The organism is Pseudomonas reidholzensis, assembly GCF_900536025.1.
GTDB classification, from domain to species: domain Bacteria; phylum Pseudomonadota; class Gammaproteobacteria; order Pseudomonadales; family Pseudomonadaceae; genus Aquipseudomonas; species Aquipseudomonas reidholzensis.
Genome location: NZ_UNOZ01000013.1, coordinates 466,061 through 485,584, shown reverse-complemented (window position 1 = coordinate 485,584; position 19,524 = coordinate 466,061). Strand labels below are relative to the sequence as shown.

The following is a 19,524-nucleotide window of genomic DNA, read 5'->3' as shown; positions in this document are numbered from 1 at the left end:
TCGAGGTGCTGAAGATGCACAGACATGGCGCACACTTGCTGGACGCCACGTCGGCGCGCTTCGCCCTCTGGGCGCCGGATGCGCGCAGCGTGAGCGTGCAACTGGAACAGCAACCCGACTTCGCCCTGCAGCCCGACGGCGACGGCTGGTTTACCGGCGTCGCGGCCTGTCAGGCCGGCAGCCGTTATCGCTATCGGATCAACGACGAATTCTGCGTGGCCGACCCGGCGTCGCGCTACCAGCCCGAGGGCGTGCATGGCCCCAGCCAGGTGGTCGACCTGGGGCGTTATCCGTGGCTGCACCCGTGGCAGGGGCGACCTTGGCACGAGGCGGTGATCCAGGAGCTGCATGTCGGCTTGCTGGACGGCTACGCCGGCGTCGCCGGGCAGCTGGCGCGGCTGGCCGAGCTGGGCGTGACGGCCATCGAACTGATGCCCTTGGGGCAGTTCCCGGGGGATCGCAACTGGGGCTATGACGGCGTCCTGCCGTTTGCCCCGCAGCACACCTATGGCAGCCCGCAGCAGCTGTGCGCGTTGATCGACCAGGCGCATGGGCAGGGCCTGATGGTGATGGTCGATGTGGTCTACAACCACTTCGGCCCGGATGGCAATTTCCTGCATCAATACGCCAGCGGGTTTTTCCGCGAAGACCGCCAGACGCCCTGGGGGGCGGCGATTGATTTTCGCCGGCCCGAGGTGCGTGAGTACTTTATCCAGAACGCCTTGATGTGGCTGTGCGACTACCGCTGCGATGGGCTGCGGCTGGATGCGGTGCATGCGATCGACCAGCCGGACTTTCTCGTCGAGTTGGCGGCGCGGGTGCGTGCGGCGACGGGGGCCGAGATGGCTGCCGAAGGCCGGCATGTCTGGCTGGTCCTGGAAAACGAACACAATCAGGCCAGCCTGCTGCAACAAGGCTTCGACGCCCAGTGGAACGACGACGGCCACAACGCCCTGCACGTGCTGCTCACCGGCGAAACCGAAGGCTACTACCAGGACTACAAGGACCGCCCGATCGACCAGCTCGCCCGCTGCCTGGGCGAAGGCTTCGTCTTCCAGGGCCAGCCCAACCGCCACGGCCATCCGCGCGGCGAGCCCAGCGGCCACCTGCCGCCGAGCGCGTTCGTGCTGTTCCTGCAGAACCATGACCAGATCGGCAACCGCGCCCTCGGCGAGCGCCTCACCCGCCTCTGCTCGCCGCAAGCGCTGCGCGCCGCCACCGGCCTGTTGCTGCTGTCGCCGATGATCCCGCTGCTGTTCATGGGTGATGACGACGGCAGCTGCAAGCCCTTCCTGTTCTTTACCGATTTCCACGATGAGCTGGCCGACGCCGTGCGCGAAGGCCGCCGTGGCGAGTTCGCCCACTTCACCGCGTTTGCCGACCCCGAGCAACGCGAGCGGATCCCCGACCCCAACGCGGCGGCGACATTCGACGCGTCGCGGCTGCAGCGCCAGGACGTGCTGGCCGGCTGGCACGGCCTGTACCACCAGTTGCTCGAACTGCGCCGCCTGCACATCACCCCACACTTGCCGGATAGCCGTGCGCTGGGCGCCGAGGTGCTGGGCGACCAGGCGCTCACTGCGCGCTGGCGGCTGGGCAATGGCAGCGAGCTGCGCATCGACCTCAACCTCGGCGCCGAGGCTCGGCCCATCACGCTGCCGCCCGCCGATCGGCGCCTGTTCGACAGCAGCGATAACGCCCATCCCGACTCCACCCTGGCCGCGCACAGTTGCGTGGTCAGCCTGCTTCCCCCTGGCCAGGAGCCTACATGAGCGAATCGCCCTTGCACCGTCTGGCCGCCCGTGCCGGCGTGGCCCGCGACTGGATCGACGCCAACAACCGGCCACAGCAGGTCAGTGACGCCGTGTTGCGCGAGGTGCTGGCCGGCCTCGGCCACCCCGCCGGCGACGCCGCCGCCATCAGCGCCAGCCTGCAGACCCTCGCCGAAGCCGAAGACAGCGAACACCTGCCGCCGCTGCTGACGGTCGAGCTCGACCAGCCGCTGAACCTGCAGCGCTACTTTGCCGCCGGCAGCCCGGTGCGCTGTGAACTGGAAAGCGGCGACCCGGTCGAGCTGAGCCTCGACGACCAGGCGCGCCTGCCCGGCAAACTGCCGCTGGGTTACCACCAGCTGGACATCGACGGCCGCAGCTTCACCGTCGCCGTCGCCCCGCCGCGCTGCCACGCCCTGGACGACGCCGTCGAGGCAGCGCCCGCGCGCTGCTGGGGCCTGTCCGTGCAGCTGTACAGCCTACGCCGCCCCGGTGACGGCGGTTTTGGTGACTGCCTGGCGCTCGAGCAACTGGCGCGCAGCGCGGCCGAACGGGGCGCCGATGCCCTGGCGATCAGCCCGATCCATGCGTTGTCCGCCGCCGACCAGCGTCACTACAGCCCCTATTCGCCCTCCAGCCGGCTGTTGCTCAACAGCCTGTACGCCAGCCCCGCCGCGCTGCTCGGCGAACGTGCGGTGCGGCTGGCGATCGAGGCCTGCGAACTGCAGCCGACCCTGGATGAGCTGGAGCAACAGGCGCTGGTCGACTGGCCTCGCGCCGCCGATGCCCGCCAGCGTCTGCTCAAGGCGTTGTACAAGGACTTCAGCCAAGGCAACCATCCCCTGCGGGAAGACTTCGACAGCTTCCGCCTGGCGCGCGGCGAAGCGCTGGAACATCACTGCCGCTTCGAAGTGCTGCAGTTCGAAGCCATGGAGCGCGGCCTCGGCGCCGACTGGCGCAACTGGCCCGAGGCCTGGCACGACCCGTACCACCCGGAGGTGGAAGCCTTTGCCGCCGCCCACCCGTCGTGGGTGGAGTACCACGCCTTCTGCCAATGGCTGACCGAACGCAGCCTGCAACGCGCCCAGGAGGCGGCGCGCAGCCATGGCATGGCGATCGGCCTGATCGCCGACCTGGCGGTGGGCGCCGACGGTGCCGGCAGCCAGGCCTGGAGCCGCCAGGACGAGCTGTTGTCGACGCTCACCGTCGGTGCCCCGCCGGATATCCTCAACCGCGCCGGGCAGGACTGGGGCATCAGTGCGTTTTCGCCCGAGGGCCTCAAGCGCAACGGTTACCGGGCCTTTATCGAAATGCTCCGGGCCAACCTGGCGCACGCCGGCGGCCTGCGCATCGACCATGTGATGGGCCTGCGCCGGCTGTGGCTGATCCCGCGCGGGGCCAAGCCCAGCGAAGGCGCTTACCTGCATTATCCGCTGGACGATCTGCTGCGCCTGCTGGCCCTGGAGTCGCAGCGCCACCAGGCGGTGATCCTCGGCGAAGACCTCGGCACGGTGCCCGAAGGCCTGCGCGAGGTGCTCGCCGACAAGGCGGTGCTCGGCATGCGCGTGTTGCCCTTCGAGCAACATTCGACCGGGCACTTCAAGCAGATTCTCGACTGGCCGGACAACGCCCTGGCCACCACCGGCACCCACGACCTGGCACCGCTCGCGGGCTGGCTGGAAAGCCGCGACATCGACTGGTACCACCGCCTGAAACTGCTCGATGCGCCCGCCGAACTGCACTGGCGGCATGACCGGCACAAGGAACGTGACGGCCTGCGCCGCGCCTTGGAAGCCAACTACGGCCCCCTGAAAAGCAACGACCAGGTGGTCGACGCGGCCATTCGTTTCGTCGGCCATACCCGCGCGCCGCTGGTGCTGATCCCGCTGGAAGACCTGCTCGGCTGCGTCGAGCAGGCCAACCTGCCGGGCACCACCGAAGGCCACCCCAACTGGCGCCGGCGTTTCGCCGCGCCGGTGCGCGACCTGCTTGACGACGAAGACGCCGCGCGGCGCCTGGAGCTGCTGGCGCAGGCCCGTGAACAAGCCTGGGAGCGCGACCGATGAAGCCCTTGACCGCCACCGTGCGGCTGCAATTTCACAGTGACTTCACCCTTGACGATGCCGTGGGGCTGGTGCCGTATTTCGCCCGCCTGGGCATCAGCCATGTATACGCCTCACCGATCCTCAAGGCCCGCGCTGGCTCGCGCCACGGCTACGACGTGGTCGACCCGACCCGGGTCAACCCGGAGCTGGGCGGCGAAGCGGCGCTGGAGCGGCTGGTGGCCGCCCTGCGCCAGCACGGCATGGGCCTGATCCTCGACACGGTGTCCAACCACATGGCCGTCGGCGGTGCCGACAACCCGTGGTGGCAGAGCCTGCTGGCCTGGGGCCGGCGCAGCCCCTACGCAGAGTTCTTCGACATCCAGTGGCACTCCGCCGACCCGCTGCTGGCCGGCCAGCTGCTGCTGCCGTTTCTCGGCAGTGACTATGGCGTGGCGTTGCGCAACGGCGAGCTGCCGCTGACCTTCGAGGGCGACGCCGGGGTGCTGCAGGTCGCCCACTACGAGCACCGCTTCCCGATCTGCCCGCTCGACTACCCGCGCATCCTCCGCCACAGCGAGCACCCGCAGCTGCGTGCCCTGGCCCAGCGCTTCAGCACCCTGAGCGCCTCGGCCGACCCGCTCGAAGACGCGCTGGCGCTGCAGGCCGAGCTGGCCCGCACGGTCAACGCCGGGGCCAGCCTGGACGATGCCCTGGCGGCCTTCGACAGCCGCAGCGAAGACGGTTTCAAGCGCCTGCACCAGCTGCTCGAGCACCAGACCTACCGCCTCGCCAGTTGGCGCACTGCGGCCGATGACATCAACTGGCGGCGCTTCTTCGACATCAACGAACTGGGCGGCCTGCGCGTCGAGCGGGCGGTGGTGTTCGAGGCCACCCACGCCAAGCTGTTCGAGCTGATCGAGCGGGGCCTGGTAGACGGCCTGCGCATCGACCATATCGACGGCCTGGCCGACCCGCGTGGCTATTGCCGCAAGTTGCGCCGGCGGGTCGACAGCCTGCAGGCCTGGCGCCCGCTGGAGGCCGCCGTGGAGCATGTGCCGATCTACGTGGAGAAGATCCTCGGGGTCGACGAGCACCTGCACGCGGACTGGTTGACCGACGGCACCACCGGCTACGAGTTCATGAACCAGGTTTCGTTGCTGCAGCACGACCCGGCCGGCGAAGTGCCGTTGACCGAGCTGTGGAGCACCGTCAGCGAACGCCCCGAGTTTGCCGAAGAGGTTCGCCAGGCCCGCCACCTGGTGCTCAACGCGAGTCTTGCCGGCGACTGCGAGTCGGTCGCCCAGGCCTTGCTGCAAGTGGCCCGCGACGACCTGATGACCCGCGACCTGACCCTCGGCGCGATCCGCCGCGCCTTGCAGGCGCTGGTCGAGCACTACCCGGTGTACCGCACCTACATCAATGCCATCGGCCGCCCGGCCGAAGACGAACGGTTTTTCCAGCAGGCGCTGCTCGGCGCCCGGCAGACCTTGAGCGAGGCCGACTGGCCACTGCTCGACCAGCTCGAACAGTGGCTCGGCGGCCAACCCTGGCGCCGCCTGCCACCGGGCCGGCCGCGCAAGCACCTGCGCCACGCCTGCGTGCGCTTCCAGCAGCTGACCGCGCCCAGTGCGGCCAAGGCCGTCGAAGACACCGCCTTCTACCGCTCGGCGCGGTTGCTCTCGCGCAACGACGTGGGCTTCGAGGCGGAGCGTTTCAGTGCCCCGCCCGAACAGTTTCACAACGAGGCGCAGCGGCGCCTGCGCGACTTCCCCGACAACCTCCTGGCCACCGCCACCCACGACCACAAGCGCGGTGAAGACTGCCGCGCCCGGCTGGCCGTGCTGAGTGAGCGCGGGCCCTGGCTGGCGAGCCGCATCGAGCACTGGCGCGAGCTGGCGGCGCCGCTGCGTGAAGCCCTCGCCGACGGCCCGGCGCCGAGCCCAGGCGATGAAATGATGCTGTTGCAGACCCTGCTCGGCAGCTGGCCGCTGGACCTCGACCTGGACGATCAAACGGCCCTGCGCCGCTACGCCGAGCGCATCCGCCAGTGGCAGCAGAAGGCCCTGCGCGAGGCCAAGCTGCGCAGCGCCTGGAGCGCGCCCAACGAGGCGTACGAGCACAGCGCGGCGGCCTATGTCGATGGCCTCCTGCTCGACCGCGAGAACCAGCAACTGCGCAAATCCCTGGCCGATGCCGCGCAGCTGCTGGCCTGCCCCGGCGCGCTCAACGGGCTGGTGCAGTGCCTGCTGCGGATGACCTCGCCCGGCGTGCCCGACCTGTACCAAGGCAACGAGTACTGGGATCTGAGCCTGGTCGACCCAGACAACCGGCGGCCGGTCGACTACGCTTCGAGGCGGGCCAGCCTGGACGCCAGCACGCCGCTGGCCGAGCTGCTCGAACACTGGCGCGATGGGCGTATCAAGCAGGCGCTGATCGCCGAAGTGCTCGACTGCCGCCAGGCCCGCCCCGAACTGTTCCGCCGCGGCGACTACCTGCCGCTGAGCGTGCACGGCCGGCATGCCGACAAGGTGCTGGCGTTCGCCCGGCTTGGCGAGGGCGAGCGCGCCATCGTGGTGGTGCCGCGCCTGGCCAGCGAACTGCTGGGCAGTGCTTCGATACCGTTGATCCCGGCACATAACTGGGACGACACCCGGCTGGTCCTGCCGTTTGCCGAGTCACCTGCCAACTGGACTGGACTTTTCGCCAGCCGCGCGGTCAGCCCTTCTAGAGAGCTGCTGTTGAGCGCGGTATTAGCGGAGTCTCCGGTCAATCTGTTGATACAACAATCTTGAGCATCAGGAGCGTCATGATGAGTGTCGATGAAAAACGTATTCGCCAATTTGCCTATGAGATCTGGGAGTCAGAGGGGAAGCCTGCGGGGCAGGAAGACCGGCACTGGACGATGGCCCGCAAGCTAGCCGAAGCCGAGGCCTTGGCACCCAAGGCGGCGCCGCGCAAGAAAGCTGCGGCCAAGCCCAAGGCCGAGGCCCCGGCAAAGTCGGCGGCGCAACCGAAAAAAGCCGCCGCGCAGCCTAAGCCTGCGGCTAGCGCAGCTGAAAAACCTGCACCCGCGAAAAAGCCCCGAGCAGCCAAGAAGCCCGCTGCTGGCTAAGACGCTCCTGTTGTCGGCCTCATCGCGGGTAAACCCGCTCCTACAGGGATCGCAGTGAACCCTGTAGGAGCGGGTTTACCCGCGATGAGGCCTCAGCCAGCCCCCCTTCCCCCGGCCATCGAGGACTGCCATGAGCCCCCGCACCCCTAAGAAAACCCGCTCCGTCGCCCCGTCGCGGATTCGTGAAGGCATGCCCTTCCCCCTCGGCGCCACCTGGGACGGCCTTGGGGTCAATTTCGCCTTGTTCTCGGCCAACGCCACCAAGGTCGAGCTGTGCCTGTTCGACTCCAGCGGCGAGCAGGAGCTCGAACGCATCGAGCTGCCCGAGTACACCGACGAGATCTACCACGGCTACCTGCCCGACGCCCACCCAGGGCTGGTCTACGGCTACCGCGTGTACGGCCCGTACGAGCCGGAGAACGGCCACCGGTTCAACCCCAACAAGCTGCTCATCGACCCCTACGCCAAGCAACTGGTTGGCACCCTTAAATGGTCCGAGGCGTTGTTCGGCTACACCATCGGCCACCCCGACGGCGACCTTTCGTTCGACGAGCGCGACAGCGCGCCCTTCGTGCCCAAGTGCAAGGTCATCGACCCGGCCTTCACCTGGGGCCGCGACCAGCGCGTGCAGACCCCGTGGGAGCGCACCATCCTCTACGAGGCGCACACCCGCGGCATCAGCATGCGCCACCCCGCCGTGCCGGAAAAACTCCGTGGCACCTTCGCCGGCCTGGCCAACGACGACCTGCTCAAGCACATCAAGGACCTGGGCGTCTCGTCGATCGAGCTGCTGCCGATCCACGCCTTCGTCAACGACCAGCACCTGCTGCAAAAAGGCCTGAACAATTATTGGGGCTACAACAGCATCGCCTTTTTCGCGCCGCACCCGGCGTACCTCGCCAGCGGCAAGATCGCCGAGTTCAAGGAGATGGTCGCGCACCTGCACGACGCCAGCCTGGAGGTGATCCTCGACGTCGTCTACAACCACACCGCCGAGGGCAACGAGCAAGGCCCGACGCTGTCCATGCGCGGCATCGACAACGCCTCGTACTACCGCCTGATGCCCGATGACAAACGCTATTACATCAACGATTCCGGCACCGGCAACACCCTCGACCTGAGCCACCCGTGCGTGCTGCAGCTGGTGACCGATTCGTTGCGTTACTGGGCCGGCGAGATGCGCGTGGACGGTTTCCGCTTCGACCTGGCGACCATTCTTGGCCGCTACCATGACGGCTACGACGAGCGTCACAGCTTCCTCGTGGCCTGCCGCCAGGACCCGCTGCTGAGCCAGGTCAAGCTGATCGCCGAGCCTTGGGACTGCGGCCCGGGGGGTTACCAGGTGGGCAACTTCGCGCCCGGCTGGGCCGAGTGGAACGACCGTTTCCGCGACACCGTGCGCAGCTTCTGGAAAGGCGATGAAGGCCAGCTGGCCGACTTTGCCGCGCGCATGACCGCCTCCGGCGACATGTTCAACAACCGCGGCCGACGGCCCTACGCCTCGGTCAACTTCGTCACCGCCCACGACGGTTTCACCCTGCGCGACCTGGTTTCGTACAACAGCAAGCACAACGAAGACAACGACGAGAACAACCAGGACGGTACCGACAACAACCTGTCCTGGAACTGCGGCGCCGAAGGCCCCAGCGAAGACCCCGAGATCAATGCCCTGCGCATGCGCCAGATGCGCAACTTCTTCGCCACCCTGCTGCTCGCCCAGGGCACGCCGATGATCGTCGCCGGCGACGAGTTCAGCCGCACCCAGCACGGCAACAACAACGCCTATTGCCAGGACAGCGAGATCGGCTGGATCAACTGGGAGCTGGACGAGGACGGCAAGGAGCTGCTGACCTTCGTCAAGCGCCTGACCCGTTTGCGCCTGAAGTACCCGGTGCTGCGCCGCTCGCGTTTCCTGGTCGGCGACTACAACGAGGCGATCGGGGTCAAGGACGTCACCTGGCTAACGCCCGATGGCAGCGAAATGAGCGTCGAGCAATGGGAGGATCCGCATGGCCGCTGCCTGGGCATGCTGATCGACGGCCGCGCCCAGGTCAGCGGCATCGCCCGCCCCGGCTCGGAGGCGACCGTGCTGCTGATCGTCAACGCGCACCATGACGTGGTGCCGTTCCTGCTGCCGACGGTGCCCGAGGGCGAGTACTGGAGCTGCCTGGTGGACACCGACCGGCCACAGCTGCGCAAGCCGCAGCGGTTGGACTTCGAGTCGACGTTCGAGGTGACCGGGCGCTCGTTCCTGCTGCTGGTGTTGCAGCGCGAAGAGGAGTGAACCTGGGCTGGGAGGCTCGGTCTTAGTGTGTACCGATACTGAATCGGCAGGGGCACACTGAACCCTGTGGGAGCGGGTTCACCCGCGAAGACGTCAGCAGCGGCACTGTCAATGTCCGGCGAGGGCTTTGCCCTCGTTCGCGGGTAAACCCGCTCCCACAGGGTTGGCGCCACTCTCTGGCAATGAGCAAGACAGACAGGAGTCCACGTGGATCTCGAAGCCGGCAGTCAAGGTTTCGCCAGCGTCAGCCAAGCCCCCGCCGTCGATCGGCTGCGGGTGCTGACGGTGAATACGCACAAAGGCTTCACCGCCTTCAACCGGCGCTTCATCCTCCCGGAGTTGCGCGAAGCGGTGCGCAGCACCCAGGCCGACATCGTGTTTCTCCAGGAGGTGCTCGGCAGCCACGACCGGCATGCCGCGCGCTACCCGGGCTGGCCGCAGACCTCGCAGTACGAATTTCTCGCCGACAGCATGTGGAGCGACTTCGCCTACGGGCGCAACGCGGTCTACCCCGACGGCCACCACGGCAACGCGCTGCTGTCCAAATACCCGATCGTCGAACACCGCAACCTCGACGTGTCGATCACCGGCCCCGAGCGCCGCGGCCTGCTCCATTGCGTGCTCGACGTGCCGGGGCAACGCCCGGTGCACGCCATCTGCGTGCACCTGTCGCTGCTCGAAAGCCATCGCCAGCAACAGCTGCAACTGCTGCGCAAGCTGCTCGACGAACTGCCGGCGGATGAGCCGGTGATCATCGCCGGCGATTTCAACGACTGGAAGCTGCAGGGCAACCGTACCTTGCGCCTGCACAGCGACCTGCACGAAGCGTTCGAGCGCCACCATGGCCTGCTCGCGCGTACCTACCCGGCGCGCCTGCCGCTGTTGCGCCTGGACCGCATCTACCTGCGCAACGCGCAGAGCCACGCGCCGCAGATCCTCGGGCACAAGCCTTGGACGCACCTTTCCGACCATTTGCCACTGGCCGTCGAAGTGCGCCTCTAGCAATGATTCGGCATAGCCAGCACGCGGCAAATAGCGAACCCCGCTATCGACCGGTCATTTGATCGGCAATTCAACGCGTTAGCGTGTGCCACGCGCGCGCGACGGCCTGCGTGCAGTTTCTTGACGCGAGCGCCGTCCTCTCCTTAGCTGAGATGACTACCAGACGGAAAACGTCACGTCGGGCCTCTAGCTCGCGCCTTCCTGCGCGCTCCTGGAGGCCGTCGTGCTGGTTTGGGTCGCCCTCTGTTTTAGTCGTACAGCTCGTGACAACAGGCCAGGTCCTTGGCTGTACCACAAAAACAAAGGAGAACCGCCATGAAAAGAACTGCGCCCTCGCTGCGCCTCGACCATGTTCTCTACGCGGTTTCCACGTCGCTGCTCCTGGCAACCCCGGTGGAAACCTTCGCGTTCGACCTGCAGGAGGACGAGCCCTTCGCCAGCCTCCTGCAACAGCCGGCGATGCCCCAGCTGTCGCTTGACCCGGTCAGCGCCAGCGGCTTGAACCTGAACACCCTCAGCAGCTTTTCCGATCAGCTGAGTCAGCGCCACGGGCACGCGGCACCGGACCTGATCGCCAGCCAATGGGCGCAGTTTTTCCCGGGCATGCCGCAACCCGGCGCCCAGGCCCCCAACCAACTCGAAGCGCCGAGCCAGCAACTGGTGATCGGCCCTGACCTGTTCGTGCGTGAGTCGTCGGCGGGCAACGTGCACCGCGCCGGGGTGTTCGTCGGCCACAACAACCTGCAGACCTCGTTCAATGGCCTGCGCCCGTTGCTCGGCGACAAGCAACGCAATGCGGTCAACCTCAGCGGCGAGAGCCTGGGGGTGTACTGGAGCATGAGCAATGAACAGGGCTGGCACCTGGATGCGGTGGCCATGGGCACGCGCATCGACGTCAGTGGCCGCAACGAGGGCGGTCAGCGGCTGGACGACAGCGGGCATGCGATGACCTTCTCGCTGGAGGGCGGCTACCCGATCGGCCTGGGCGGCGGCTGGGTGATCGAGCCACAGGCGCAGTTGATCAACCAGCAGTTCTTCCCCGGCAGCCAGGTGCAGGAAGAGACCTTGCAGGCGTTCGACAGCCAGCCGAGCTGGAGCGGCCGGGTCGGTGCCAAGTTGAGCGGGCGCTATGAAGTGAGCGGGATGCCGATCGAACCCTACGTGCGGACCAACGTCTGGTACGACTTCAGCAATGCCGATGGGGTGCAGCTGGACCAGGTCGACAAGATCTCCAGCTCGCGCTATTCGACCACGGTGGAACTGGGCTTGGGGCTGGTGGCGCGGGTAGCGCCGAATGTGGCGCTGTTCGTCAGTGCCGATTACAGCAGCGACATGGATGGCAATGACCTGAACGGGTTGATTGGCAGCCTGGGTGTGAAGATGCGTTGGTAAGGGTTGAAATCAGTGTCGACTTCTTCGCGGGTAAACCCGCTCCCACAGGTTTTTGTGGAGGCCCAACAATTCGGGCCGTCCCGAAAACCCTGTGGGAGCGGGTTTACCCGCGAAAAAGCCACCACCGATCAGGCGGGCTTCATCACCAGAACCCCCAACGGCGGCAAGTTCAGGGCCAGCGACAACGGCTGGCCATGGCTGGCGATCGCCTCACTGGCCACCGCCCCCAGGTTGCCCACATTCGACCCGGCATACAGCTCGGCATCACTGTTGAGCAACTCCTGCCAGCGCTCGCCAAACGGCACGCCGATCCGATAGCCCTCACGCGGCACCGGGGTGAAGTTGGCCACCACCAGCAGCGGCTCCCCGGCACTGCTCCAGCGCAACCAGGCAAACACGCTGTTCTGCGCATCATCGCCGATCAACCACTGGAAGCCCTGCGGCAGACAGTCCTGCTCGTGCAGCGCCGGCACTTCGCGGTACAGGCGGTTGAGGTCGCTGACCAGGTTTTTTACGCCCTGGTGCTCGGAGTACTGCAACAGGTACCAGTCCAGCTGGTGGTCGTGGTTCCACTCACGCCACTGGCCGAACTCGCAGCCCATGAACAGCAGCTTCTTGCCCGGGTGGGTCCACATGAACGTCAGGTACGCGCGCAGGTTGGCGAACTTCTGCCAGCGATCACCCGGCATCTTGTCGATCAGCGAGTGCTTGCCGTGCACCACTTCATCGTGCGAGATCGGCAGGATGAAGTGCTCGGAGTAGGCGTAAATCAGGCCGAAGCTCATCTCGTTGTGGTGGTGCGTGCGGTGCACCGGGTCGTTCTGGATGTAATGCAGGGTGTCGTGCATCCAGCCCATGTTCCACTTGTAATCGAAGCCCAGGCCGCCCTGCTGGGTCGGCTGGCTGACGCCAGGCCAGGCGGTCGACTCTTCGGCGATCACCAGCGCACCCGGCGCTTCATGGGCGACGATGCCGTTGAGGTGACGCAGGAAGTCGATCGCTTCGAGGTTCTCGCGCCCGCCATGGCGATTGGGCACCCACTCGCCTGATTTGCGCGAGTAGTCGCGGTAGAGCATCGAGGCCACCGCATCGACGCGCAGGCCATCGATATGGAAGTGCTTGAGCCAATGCAGCGCCGAGGCCAGCATGAAGCCGCGCACCTCGTTGCGGCCGAGGTTGTAGATCAGCGTGTTCCAGTCCTGGTGGAAGCCCTCCAGGGGGTTTTCGTATTCGTACAGGGCAGTGCCGTCGAAGCGCGCCAGGCCGTGTTCATCGGTCGGGAAATGCGCCGGTACCCAGTCCAGGATCACGCCGATGCCGCCCTGGTGACAGGCGTCGATAAAGGCGGCGAAGTCTTCGGCGGTGCCATAGCGCGAGGTCGGGGCGAACAGCGACAGCGGCTGGTAACCCCACGAGCCGCCGAACGGGTGCTCCATGATCGGCAGCATCTCGATGTGGGTAAAGCCCAGCTCCTGCACATACGGCACCAGCCGCTCGGCCAGTTCGCGCCAGTTGTAGAAGCGCGCGACATCACCGCCATCGTCCAGCTCGCAGCGCCACGAGCCGACGTGCAGCTCGTAGATCGACAGCGGTGCGTTGTAGGCGTGGCGCTCGGCGCGCTGCTCCATCCACTGCTGGTCGCGCCATTCGTGCGCGAGCGGGCCGGCGACCTTGGACGCGGTGCTCGGTGGCAGCTCGGTGGCACGCGCCAGCGGGTCGGCCTTGAGCGGCAGCACGCCGTCGCGGCCGAGCACTTCGAACTTGTACGCTTCGCCCACACCCAGGCGCGGCACGAACAGCTCCCAGACCCCGGCGTTGTGACGCAGGCGCATGGGGTGGCGGCGGCCGTCCCAGTTGTTGAAGCCACCGACCACCGACACCCGCCGGGCATTCGGCGCCCACACCGAGAACAGCACGCCGTCGATGCCGTCGACCTGCACCGGCTGCGCGCCGAAGCGCCCGGCCAGGTCGCGGTGGTTGCCCTCGGCGAACAGGTACATGTCCATCTCGCCCAGTTGCGGGCCGAAGCTGTAGGGGTCTTCGGTGACCTGCTCGCCGCCGGCCCAGGCGATCTGCAGCTGGTACGCCTGGGCGTGCTCCAGGTGCGCGCTGAACAAGCCCGGCAGGCTGCCCTGCTGCATCTCGACCAGCACACTGCCGTCATGCCGTGCCAGCAGCCTGGCACTCAGTGCGCCGGGCAGAAATGCCCGGACGAACAGGCCGCCCGCACCATCCGGGTGCGGGCCGAGCACGGCAAATGGGTCGGCGTGCTCGGCGCGGGCCAGGGCGTCGATGTCCCGTTGCCGAAGTCCGCCGTTATCACGCGTGGTTGCGTTCATCTATGACTCTCCCCAGGTACTGATCAGTCCATGCAAGCCATGCAAAGGCACGGCCAGCCACGTCGGCCGGTTCTCAGCTTCATACGTGATTTCGTAAGCGGCTTTTTCCAGGCAGAACAGTTCCAATGCGGCGCGCTCGCCCTCGGCCTGTTGCCAGGCATGGGGCATGGCGGCGGTGGCCAGGCCATAGGCTTCGACGAAGGCGTGGCGCGACTGGTGCAGGTACTGCCGGGCAACCCGCTGGCGAGCCTGGCGCGCCGCGTCGGAGAGGTCTACCGCCGAGGCGCTGCGCAGGATCATCGCAGCAGCATAGTCGAAGGATCGCAACACGCCGCTGACATCCTTGTACGGACTGTGCTTGGCCCGACGTTCGTCGAGCGGGCGCGAAGGCTCGCCCTCGAAATCGATCAGGTAGGCATCGCCCTGGACCACCAGCACCTGGCCCAGGTGGAGGTCACCGTGGACCCGCATCAACAGCCCGCCGGCGGCCTGCCGGGCCAGGTTGTCGACGTGCTTGGCGAGGCCATCGCGCTGTTCCTGCAGGTCATCGACCAGGGCCTGGCTGTCGCTGTCGAGGCTGTCGCGGTGCTGCGCCAGGAGGTCGAGGGCGTGGCTCAGCTCGGCGCTGATCTGCCGGCTCCAGCGGCTGCTGTCGTCGGCGCTGCTGGTGCGCGGGGTGAAGGCCGAATCGTCGCTCGGCGCGGCCAGCAGCAGGTGCATTTCGCCCAGGCGCTGGCCGAGCAAGGTGGCAAAGCCATTGAGTTCGGCGAGGGCGTCGGTGTGCGCTTCGGGGTTCTGCCCGTCGGGCTCCATTTCGTCGCGGATCGCCCGTTCCAGGGTGTTCTGGGTCCAGGCCCAGGCATCGCCCTGGTTGCTCAGGTAGCCCTGGGCGATCATCAGCAGGTGCGCGTGATCCTGGCTGTCGACCCGGCTGACCCAGGCCAGCAGCGGCGAGATGTTGGCAAAGCCGGCGGCGGTCAGGTAGGCGCTCATTTCCAGCTCCGGATGGACGCCTGGGTTGACCCGACGGATCAGCTTGAGCACCACCCGGTCGGCGATCACCACCGAGCTGTTGGACTGCTCGGCACCGAGGTAACGCACCTCGCTGTCTTCGTTGAGCTCGAGCGGCGCCAGCAAGTCGGTGCTTTCGAAGCGCAGTTCACCGGCGCTGCTGGGCAGCCGCGTGCCGTCCTGGCAGTTGCGCAGGACCGCGCGAATGAACGGCTCGAGGACAAAGGCGTCGGTGATCAACCCGACCTGACGGCCGCGACGCACCCGCGACAGGGCCAATTGCTGCGGCAGCGCGGTGTTGATCTGCTCTTCCGGCAGGAAGCCGAATGGCAACTGGTAATAATTGGCGACACCGTCACTGATGACTTCCAGCTCACTGAGCAGCACCGGCGTGGTCGCCGTGGCCAGGCGCACGCCATAGCGCAGGCGAACCTGGTCGAGCGGCCCTTCCTTGCCGGCGAACCAACGGCGCTTGGGCAGGTACTGCGGCAGGATGGCGTCTTGCAGCGCGTCGATGGCCGGGGCTTCGAGCAGTTCTTCCATGCGCTTGCGCAGCACCAGCGTGGTCAGCTCGGGCAGGCCTTCGGTGGGCTCGACGTGCCAGCTCGGCATGCGGTCGCGCGCGGCCAGGACGAACCAGTAGAAGCCATACGGCGCCAGGGTCAGCAGGAACGGCAACTGGCCGATCGGCGGGAAGGCGCTGCCGCCGAGCATCTCCACCGGCACCTTGTCGGCGTACTGCGAAAGCTCCAGCTCAGCCGCCTGGGCCGCACGCGAAACGTTGGCGACGCAGAGGATGATTTCAGTGTTGCCCTCGCCATCGGTGTACTCGCGAATGTAGGCGAGGATGCGCCGGTTGCTCGGCGTGAGCATTTTCAGCGTGCCGCGGCCAAAGGCCTTCTGCTGGTTGCGCACCGCCAGCAGGCGGCGGTTCCAGTTGAGCAGCGAATGCGGGTCGTGCGACTGCGCTTCGACGTTGACCGTCTGGTAGCCGTACAGCGGGTCCATGATCGGTGGCAGCACCAGGCGCTGCGGGTCGGCGCGCGAGAAACCGCCGTTGCGGTCCGGCGACCACTGCATCGGCGTGCGCACGCCGTCGCGGTCGCCCAGGTAGATGTTGTCGCCCATGCCCAGTTCGTCGCCGTAGTACAGGGTCGGCGTGCCGGGCATCGACAGCAGCAGGCTGGTGAGCAGCTCGATGCGCCGACGGTCACGCTGCAGCAACGGGGCCAGGCGCCGGCGGATGCCCAGGTTGATGCGCGCGCGGCGGTCCTCGGCGTAGTAGTTCCAGAGGTAGTCGCGCTCGCGGTCGGTGACCATCTCCAGGGTCAGCTCATCGTGGTTGCGCAAGAAGATCGCCCACTGGCAGTTGGCCGGGATCTCGGGGGTCTGGCGCAGGATGTCGGTGATCGGGAAGCGGTCTTCCATGGCCAGGGCCATGTACATGCGCGGCATCAGCGGGAAGTGGAAGGCCATGTGGCATTCGTCGCCCTCGCCTTCGCCGAAGTACGGCCGGGTGTCTTCGGGCCACTGGTTGGCCTCGGCCAGGAGCATGCGGTCGGGGTAATGGGCGTCGAGGTCGGCGCGGATCGCCTTGAGCACCGCGTGGGTCTCGGGCAGGTTCTCGTTGTTGGTGCCGTCGCGCTCGATCAGGTACGGGATGGCATCCAGGCGCAGGCCGTCGACACCGATGTCGAGCCAGTAGCGCATGACCTCGATGACCGCCTTGAGCACCTGCGGGTTGTCGAAATTGAGGTCTGGCTGGTGGGAATAGAAACGGTGCCAGAAGTACTGGCCGGCGACCGGGTCCCAGGTCCAGTTGGACTTCTCGGTGTCGAGAAAGATGATCCGCGTGCCGTCGTACTTCTGGTCGTCATCCGACCACACGTAGAAGTCACGGGCCTTGCTGCCGCGCTTGGCGTGGCGGGCGCGCTGGAACCACGGGTGCTGGTCGGAGGTGTGGTTGATGACCAGCTCGGTGATCACCCGCAGGCCGCGCTTGTGCGCCTCGGCGATGAAGCGCTTGGCGTCGGCCATGCTGCCGTAGTCGCTGTGCACGGCCTTGTACTCGGCGATGTCGTAGCCGTCGTCGCGCCGTGGCGAGGGGTAGAACGGCAACAGCCAGAGGGTGTTGACGCCGAGCTCGGCAATGTAGTCGAGCTTGCTGATCAGGCCGGCAAAATCGCCGATGCCGTCGTTGTTGGAATCGAAGAAGGACTTGATGTGCAGCTGATAGATCACCGCGTCCTTGTACCACAGCGGGTCATCGATAAAGGCTGCCGGGCGGGAACGCTTGGCCATGTGCGACTCCTTTCAAATTTTCATAAGCCTTGAGTGAGCGAGTGATCTGTAGGGGCGGGTTCACCCGCGAAAAGAACACCGCGGTGGATGGCAAGGGCTGCGCCCTTGTTCGCGGGTGAACCCGCTCCCACAGGAGGTACGTCGCTCTAACGGGCCCTTTCTATGCGCCAGATACCAAACGGCTGATAATCGGGGTCGATGCGCATCGATTGGGTCTTGCCGTGCCAGGTCCAGCGGTGGCCGTTCATCAGGTCTTCGCCCAGGGTGTCGGCGTCGTCGTCCAGGCCCAGCTCCCACAACGGCAACTCGAAACTCGCCTCCTGCACGTTGTGCGGGTCGAGGCTGATGGCCACCAGGATGAAGTTGTCGCGCTCGGGCGTGCGCTTGGCGAAATAGAGGATGTTGTCGTTCCAGCAATTGAAGAACGCCACCCCCAGGTGCGTCTGCAAGGCGCGGTTCTGCCGGCGGATGCGGTTGAGCTGGGCGATCTCGGCAATGATGTTGCCGGGCGCGCTGAAGTCGCGCGGGCGGATCTCGTACTTCTCTGAATCCAGATACTCCTCCTTGCCCGGGATCGCCGCGCCTTCGCACAGCTCAAAGCCTGAATACATGCCCCACAGCCCAGAGCCCATGGTCGCCAGCGCGGCGCGGATGAGGAAGCCGGCGCGGCCGTTGGTCTGCAGGAAGAACGGGTTGATGTCCGGCGTATTGACGAAGAAATTCGGCCGGTAGCACTGACTCCACGGCGGCTGGTTGAGTTCTTCGAAATACTCCCGCAGCTCCTGCTTGGTGTTGCGCCAGGTGAAGTAGGTGTAGCTCTGCGCATAGCCGACCTTGCCCAGCCGCGCCATCATCGCCGGCTTGGTGAAGGCCTCGGCGAGAAAGATCACCTCCGGGTGCTGGCTGCGCACATTGGCGATCAACCATTGCCAGAACGGCAGCGGCTTGGTGTGCGGGTTGTCAACGCGGAAGGTCTTCACGCCCTCCTCGACCCAGCCGACCACCACATCGCGCAGCGCCAGCCACAGCGAGGGCACGGCCTCGGCGGCATAGAAGTCGACGTTGACGATGTCCTGGTATTTTTTCGGCGGGTTCTCGGCATAGCGGATGGTGCCGTCGGGGCGCCAGCTGAACCAGCCGGGGTGTTCGACCAGCCAGGGATGGTCTTGCGAGCACTGAATGGCGAAGTCGAGGGCGATCTCCAGGCCGTGTTCAGCGGCGGCGGCCACCAACCGGCGGAAATCCTCGCGGCTGCCCAGTTCAGGGTGAATGGCGTCGTGGCCGCCTTCGGCGCTGCCGATGGCGTACGGGCTGCCCGGATCGCTCGGCTCGGCCTGCAAGGCATTGTTGCGGCCCTTGCGGTGCTGCTTGCCGATCGGGTGGATCGGCGGGAAGTACAGCACGTCGAAGCCCATGTCGCGGATCATCGGCAGGCGCTGGTGCACGTCGTTGAAGGTGCCGTGGCGTGCCGGGTCATCGGTGATCGAGCGCGGGAACAGCTCGTACCAGCTGGCGAACAACGCCGCCGGGCGATCGACGTCGAGCGGGAATTCGATGCTGCGGGTGAGGTAGCTGCGGTGCTCGGCCTCGGCCATCAGGCGGGCGGTTTCAGGGGCCATCAGCAGCGCCACCTGATCGTCCTGAGCCAGCTCGGGCAGGCGTGCCTGCACGGCCAGGATCTGGTCGCGCAGCGCGCCTTCACTGCGTTGCGCCCCTTTGCCCAGCAACAACCTGCCCTCCTCCAGCTCGAGGGTCACCTCGACGCCGGCGTGGTACTTCTTCTCCAGGTCGTGGCAATAGGTGGCGAACGGGTCGATCCAGGCTTCGAGGCTGAACAGGTGCAGGCCCAGCTCGCTGGGGGTGAACTCAGCCAGCCACAGGTCGTTGCCGGCCGCCTGCATGGGCACGCCATGCCAATGCCGGCTGTGCGCGACGCGCCAGTGCAGGACCACCATCAGTTGATCGTGACCGTCGCCGTAGACCTTGCTGCTGACCTGCACCGGCTGGCCGCTGACGGCCTTGGCGGCGAAGGTACCGCCGTCGAGCACGGGCGCGGTGTCCTCGATCACCAGCCGTGGCGCCAGCAGCGCCTGAGACAGGCTGATGGCCTGGTCGGGGTGGTCATTGGCCATGGGCACGCTTTCGAAGGGCTCGTTACGAGACATCGGACCTTGCTCCCTGTTGGCTTGTGGCGGTAAGGGTTCAGAGCCGGTGACACGCAGCGGGTTCAAAAAAATTGAGCGAATGGCGCAGCCCCGGATCAAAG

Annotated in this window: 10 protein-coding genes; 7 read left to right on the top strand and 3 right to left on the bottom strand. The window is 66.6% G+C overall.

Features of this window, described 5'->3' with window-relative positions; all coding sequences use genetic code 11:
- The first annotated feature begins 14 nt into the window (after nucleotides 1-14).
- The 7 genes from treZ (at nucleotide 15) to CCOS865_RS10215 (ending at nucleotide 11,607) form a co-directional block, all read left to right on the top strand.
- Complete coding sequence (gene treZ, locus CCOS865_RS10245) at nucleotides 15-1,772, top strand: malto-oligosyltrehalose trehalohydrolase (RefSeq protein WP_119140365.1); 1,758 nt, start codon at nucleotides 15-17, stop codon at nucleotides 1,770-1,772.
- On the top strand, nucleotides 1,769-3,838 hold the full coding sequence (gene malQ / locus CCOS865_RS10240; RefSeq protein ID WP_119140364.1) for a 4-alpha-glucanotransferase: 2,070 nt from the start codon (nucleotides 1,769-1,771) through the stop codon (nucleotides 3,836-3,838). The genes treZ and malQ overlap by 4 nt, the downstream gene beginning before the upstream one ends.
- A complete protein-coding gene (locus CCOS865_RS10235; protein ID WP_119140362.1) occupies nucleotides 3,835-6,609 on the top strand; it encodes a malto-oligosyltrehalose synthase in 2,775 nt (924 codons plus the stop codon). Before malQ ends, CCOS865_RS10235 begins: the two co-directional genes overlap by 4 nt.
- Before the next feature lie 14 nt (nucleotides 6,610-6,623).
- Nucleotides 6,624-6,929: a DUF2934 domain-containing protein gene (locus CCOS865_RS10230; RefSeq protein ID WP_119140360.1), complete on the top strand. Its 306-nt coding sequence runs from the start codon at nucleotides 6,624-6,626 to the stop codon at nucleotides 6,927-6,929.
- A gap of 130 nt (nucleotides 6,930-7,059) precedes the next feature.
- Complete coding sequence (gene glgX, locus CCOS865_RS10225; RefSeq protein ID WP_119140358.1) at nucleotides 7,060-9,213, top strand: glycogen debranching protein GlgX; 2,154 nt, start codon at nucleotides 7,060-7,062, stop codon at nucleotides 9,211-9,213.
- 207 nt (nucleotides 9,214-9,420) lie between these two features.
- Nucleotides 9,421-10,215 (top strand): endonuclease/exonuclease/phosphatase family protein, encoded by a 795-nt coding sequence (locus CCOS865_RS10220; RefSeq protein WP_119140356.1) that lies wholly within the window; start codon nucleotides 9,421-9,423, stop codon nucleotides 10,213-10,215.
- A 315-nt stretch (nucleotides 10,216-10,530) separates the two neighbouring features.
- Entirely contained in the window at nucleotides 10,531-11,607 is a 1,077-nt protein-coding gene (locus CCOS865_RS10215) for an autotransporter domain-containing protein (protein ID WP_119140354.1), read from the top strand.
- Between the two features lie 128 nt (nucleotides 11,608-11,735).
- Here the strand turns inward: CCOS865_RS10215 and glgB are convergent, their stop codons facing one another.
- The 3 genes from glgB to CCOS865_RS10200 form a co-directional block, all read right to left on the bottom strand.
- Nucleotides 11,736-13,946 (bottom strand): 1,4-alpha-glucan branching protein GlgB, encoded by a 2,211-nt coding sequence (gene glgB / locus CCOS865_RS10210; protein ID WP_119140352.1) that lies wholly within the window; start codon nucleotides 13,944-13,946, stop codon nucleotides 11,736-11,738.
- Entirely contained in the window at nucleotides 13,947-17,258 is a 3,312-nt protein-coding gene (gene treS / locus CCOS865_RS10205) for a maltose alpha-D-glucosyltransferase (RefSeq protein ID WP_119140350.1), read from the bottom strand.
- A 146-nt stretch (nucleotides 17,259-17,404) separates the two neighbouring features.
- Nucleotides 17,405-19,423 carry an alpha-1,4-glucan--maltose-1-phosphate maltosyltransferase gene (locus CCOS865_RS10200; RefSeq protein ID WP_119140348.1) on the bottom strand — a complete coding sequence of 673 codons (2,019 nt, stop codon included), beginning with the start codon at nucleotides 19,421-19,423 and terminating at the stop codon, nucleotides 17,405-17,407.
- Between the last annotated feature and the right edge of the window lie 101 nt (nucleotides 19,424-19,524).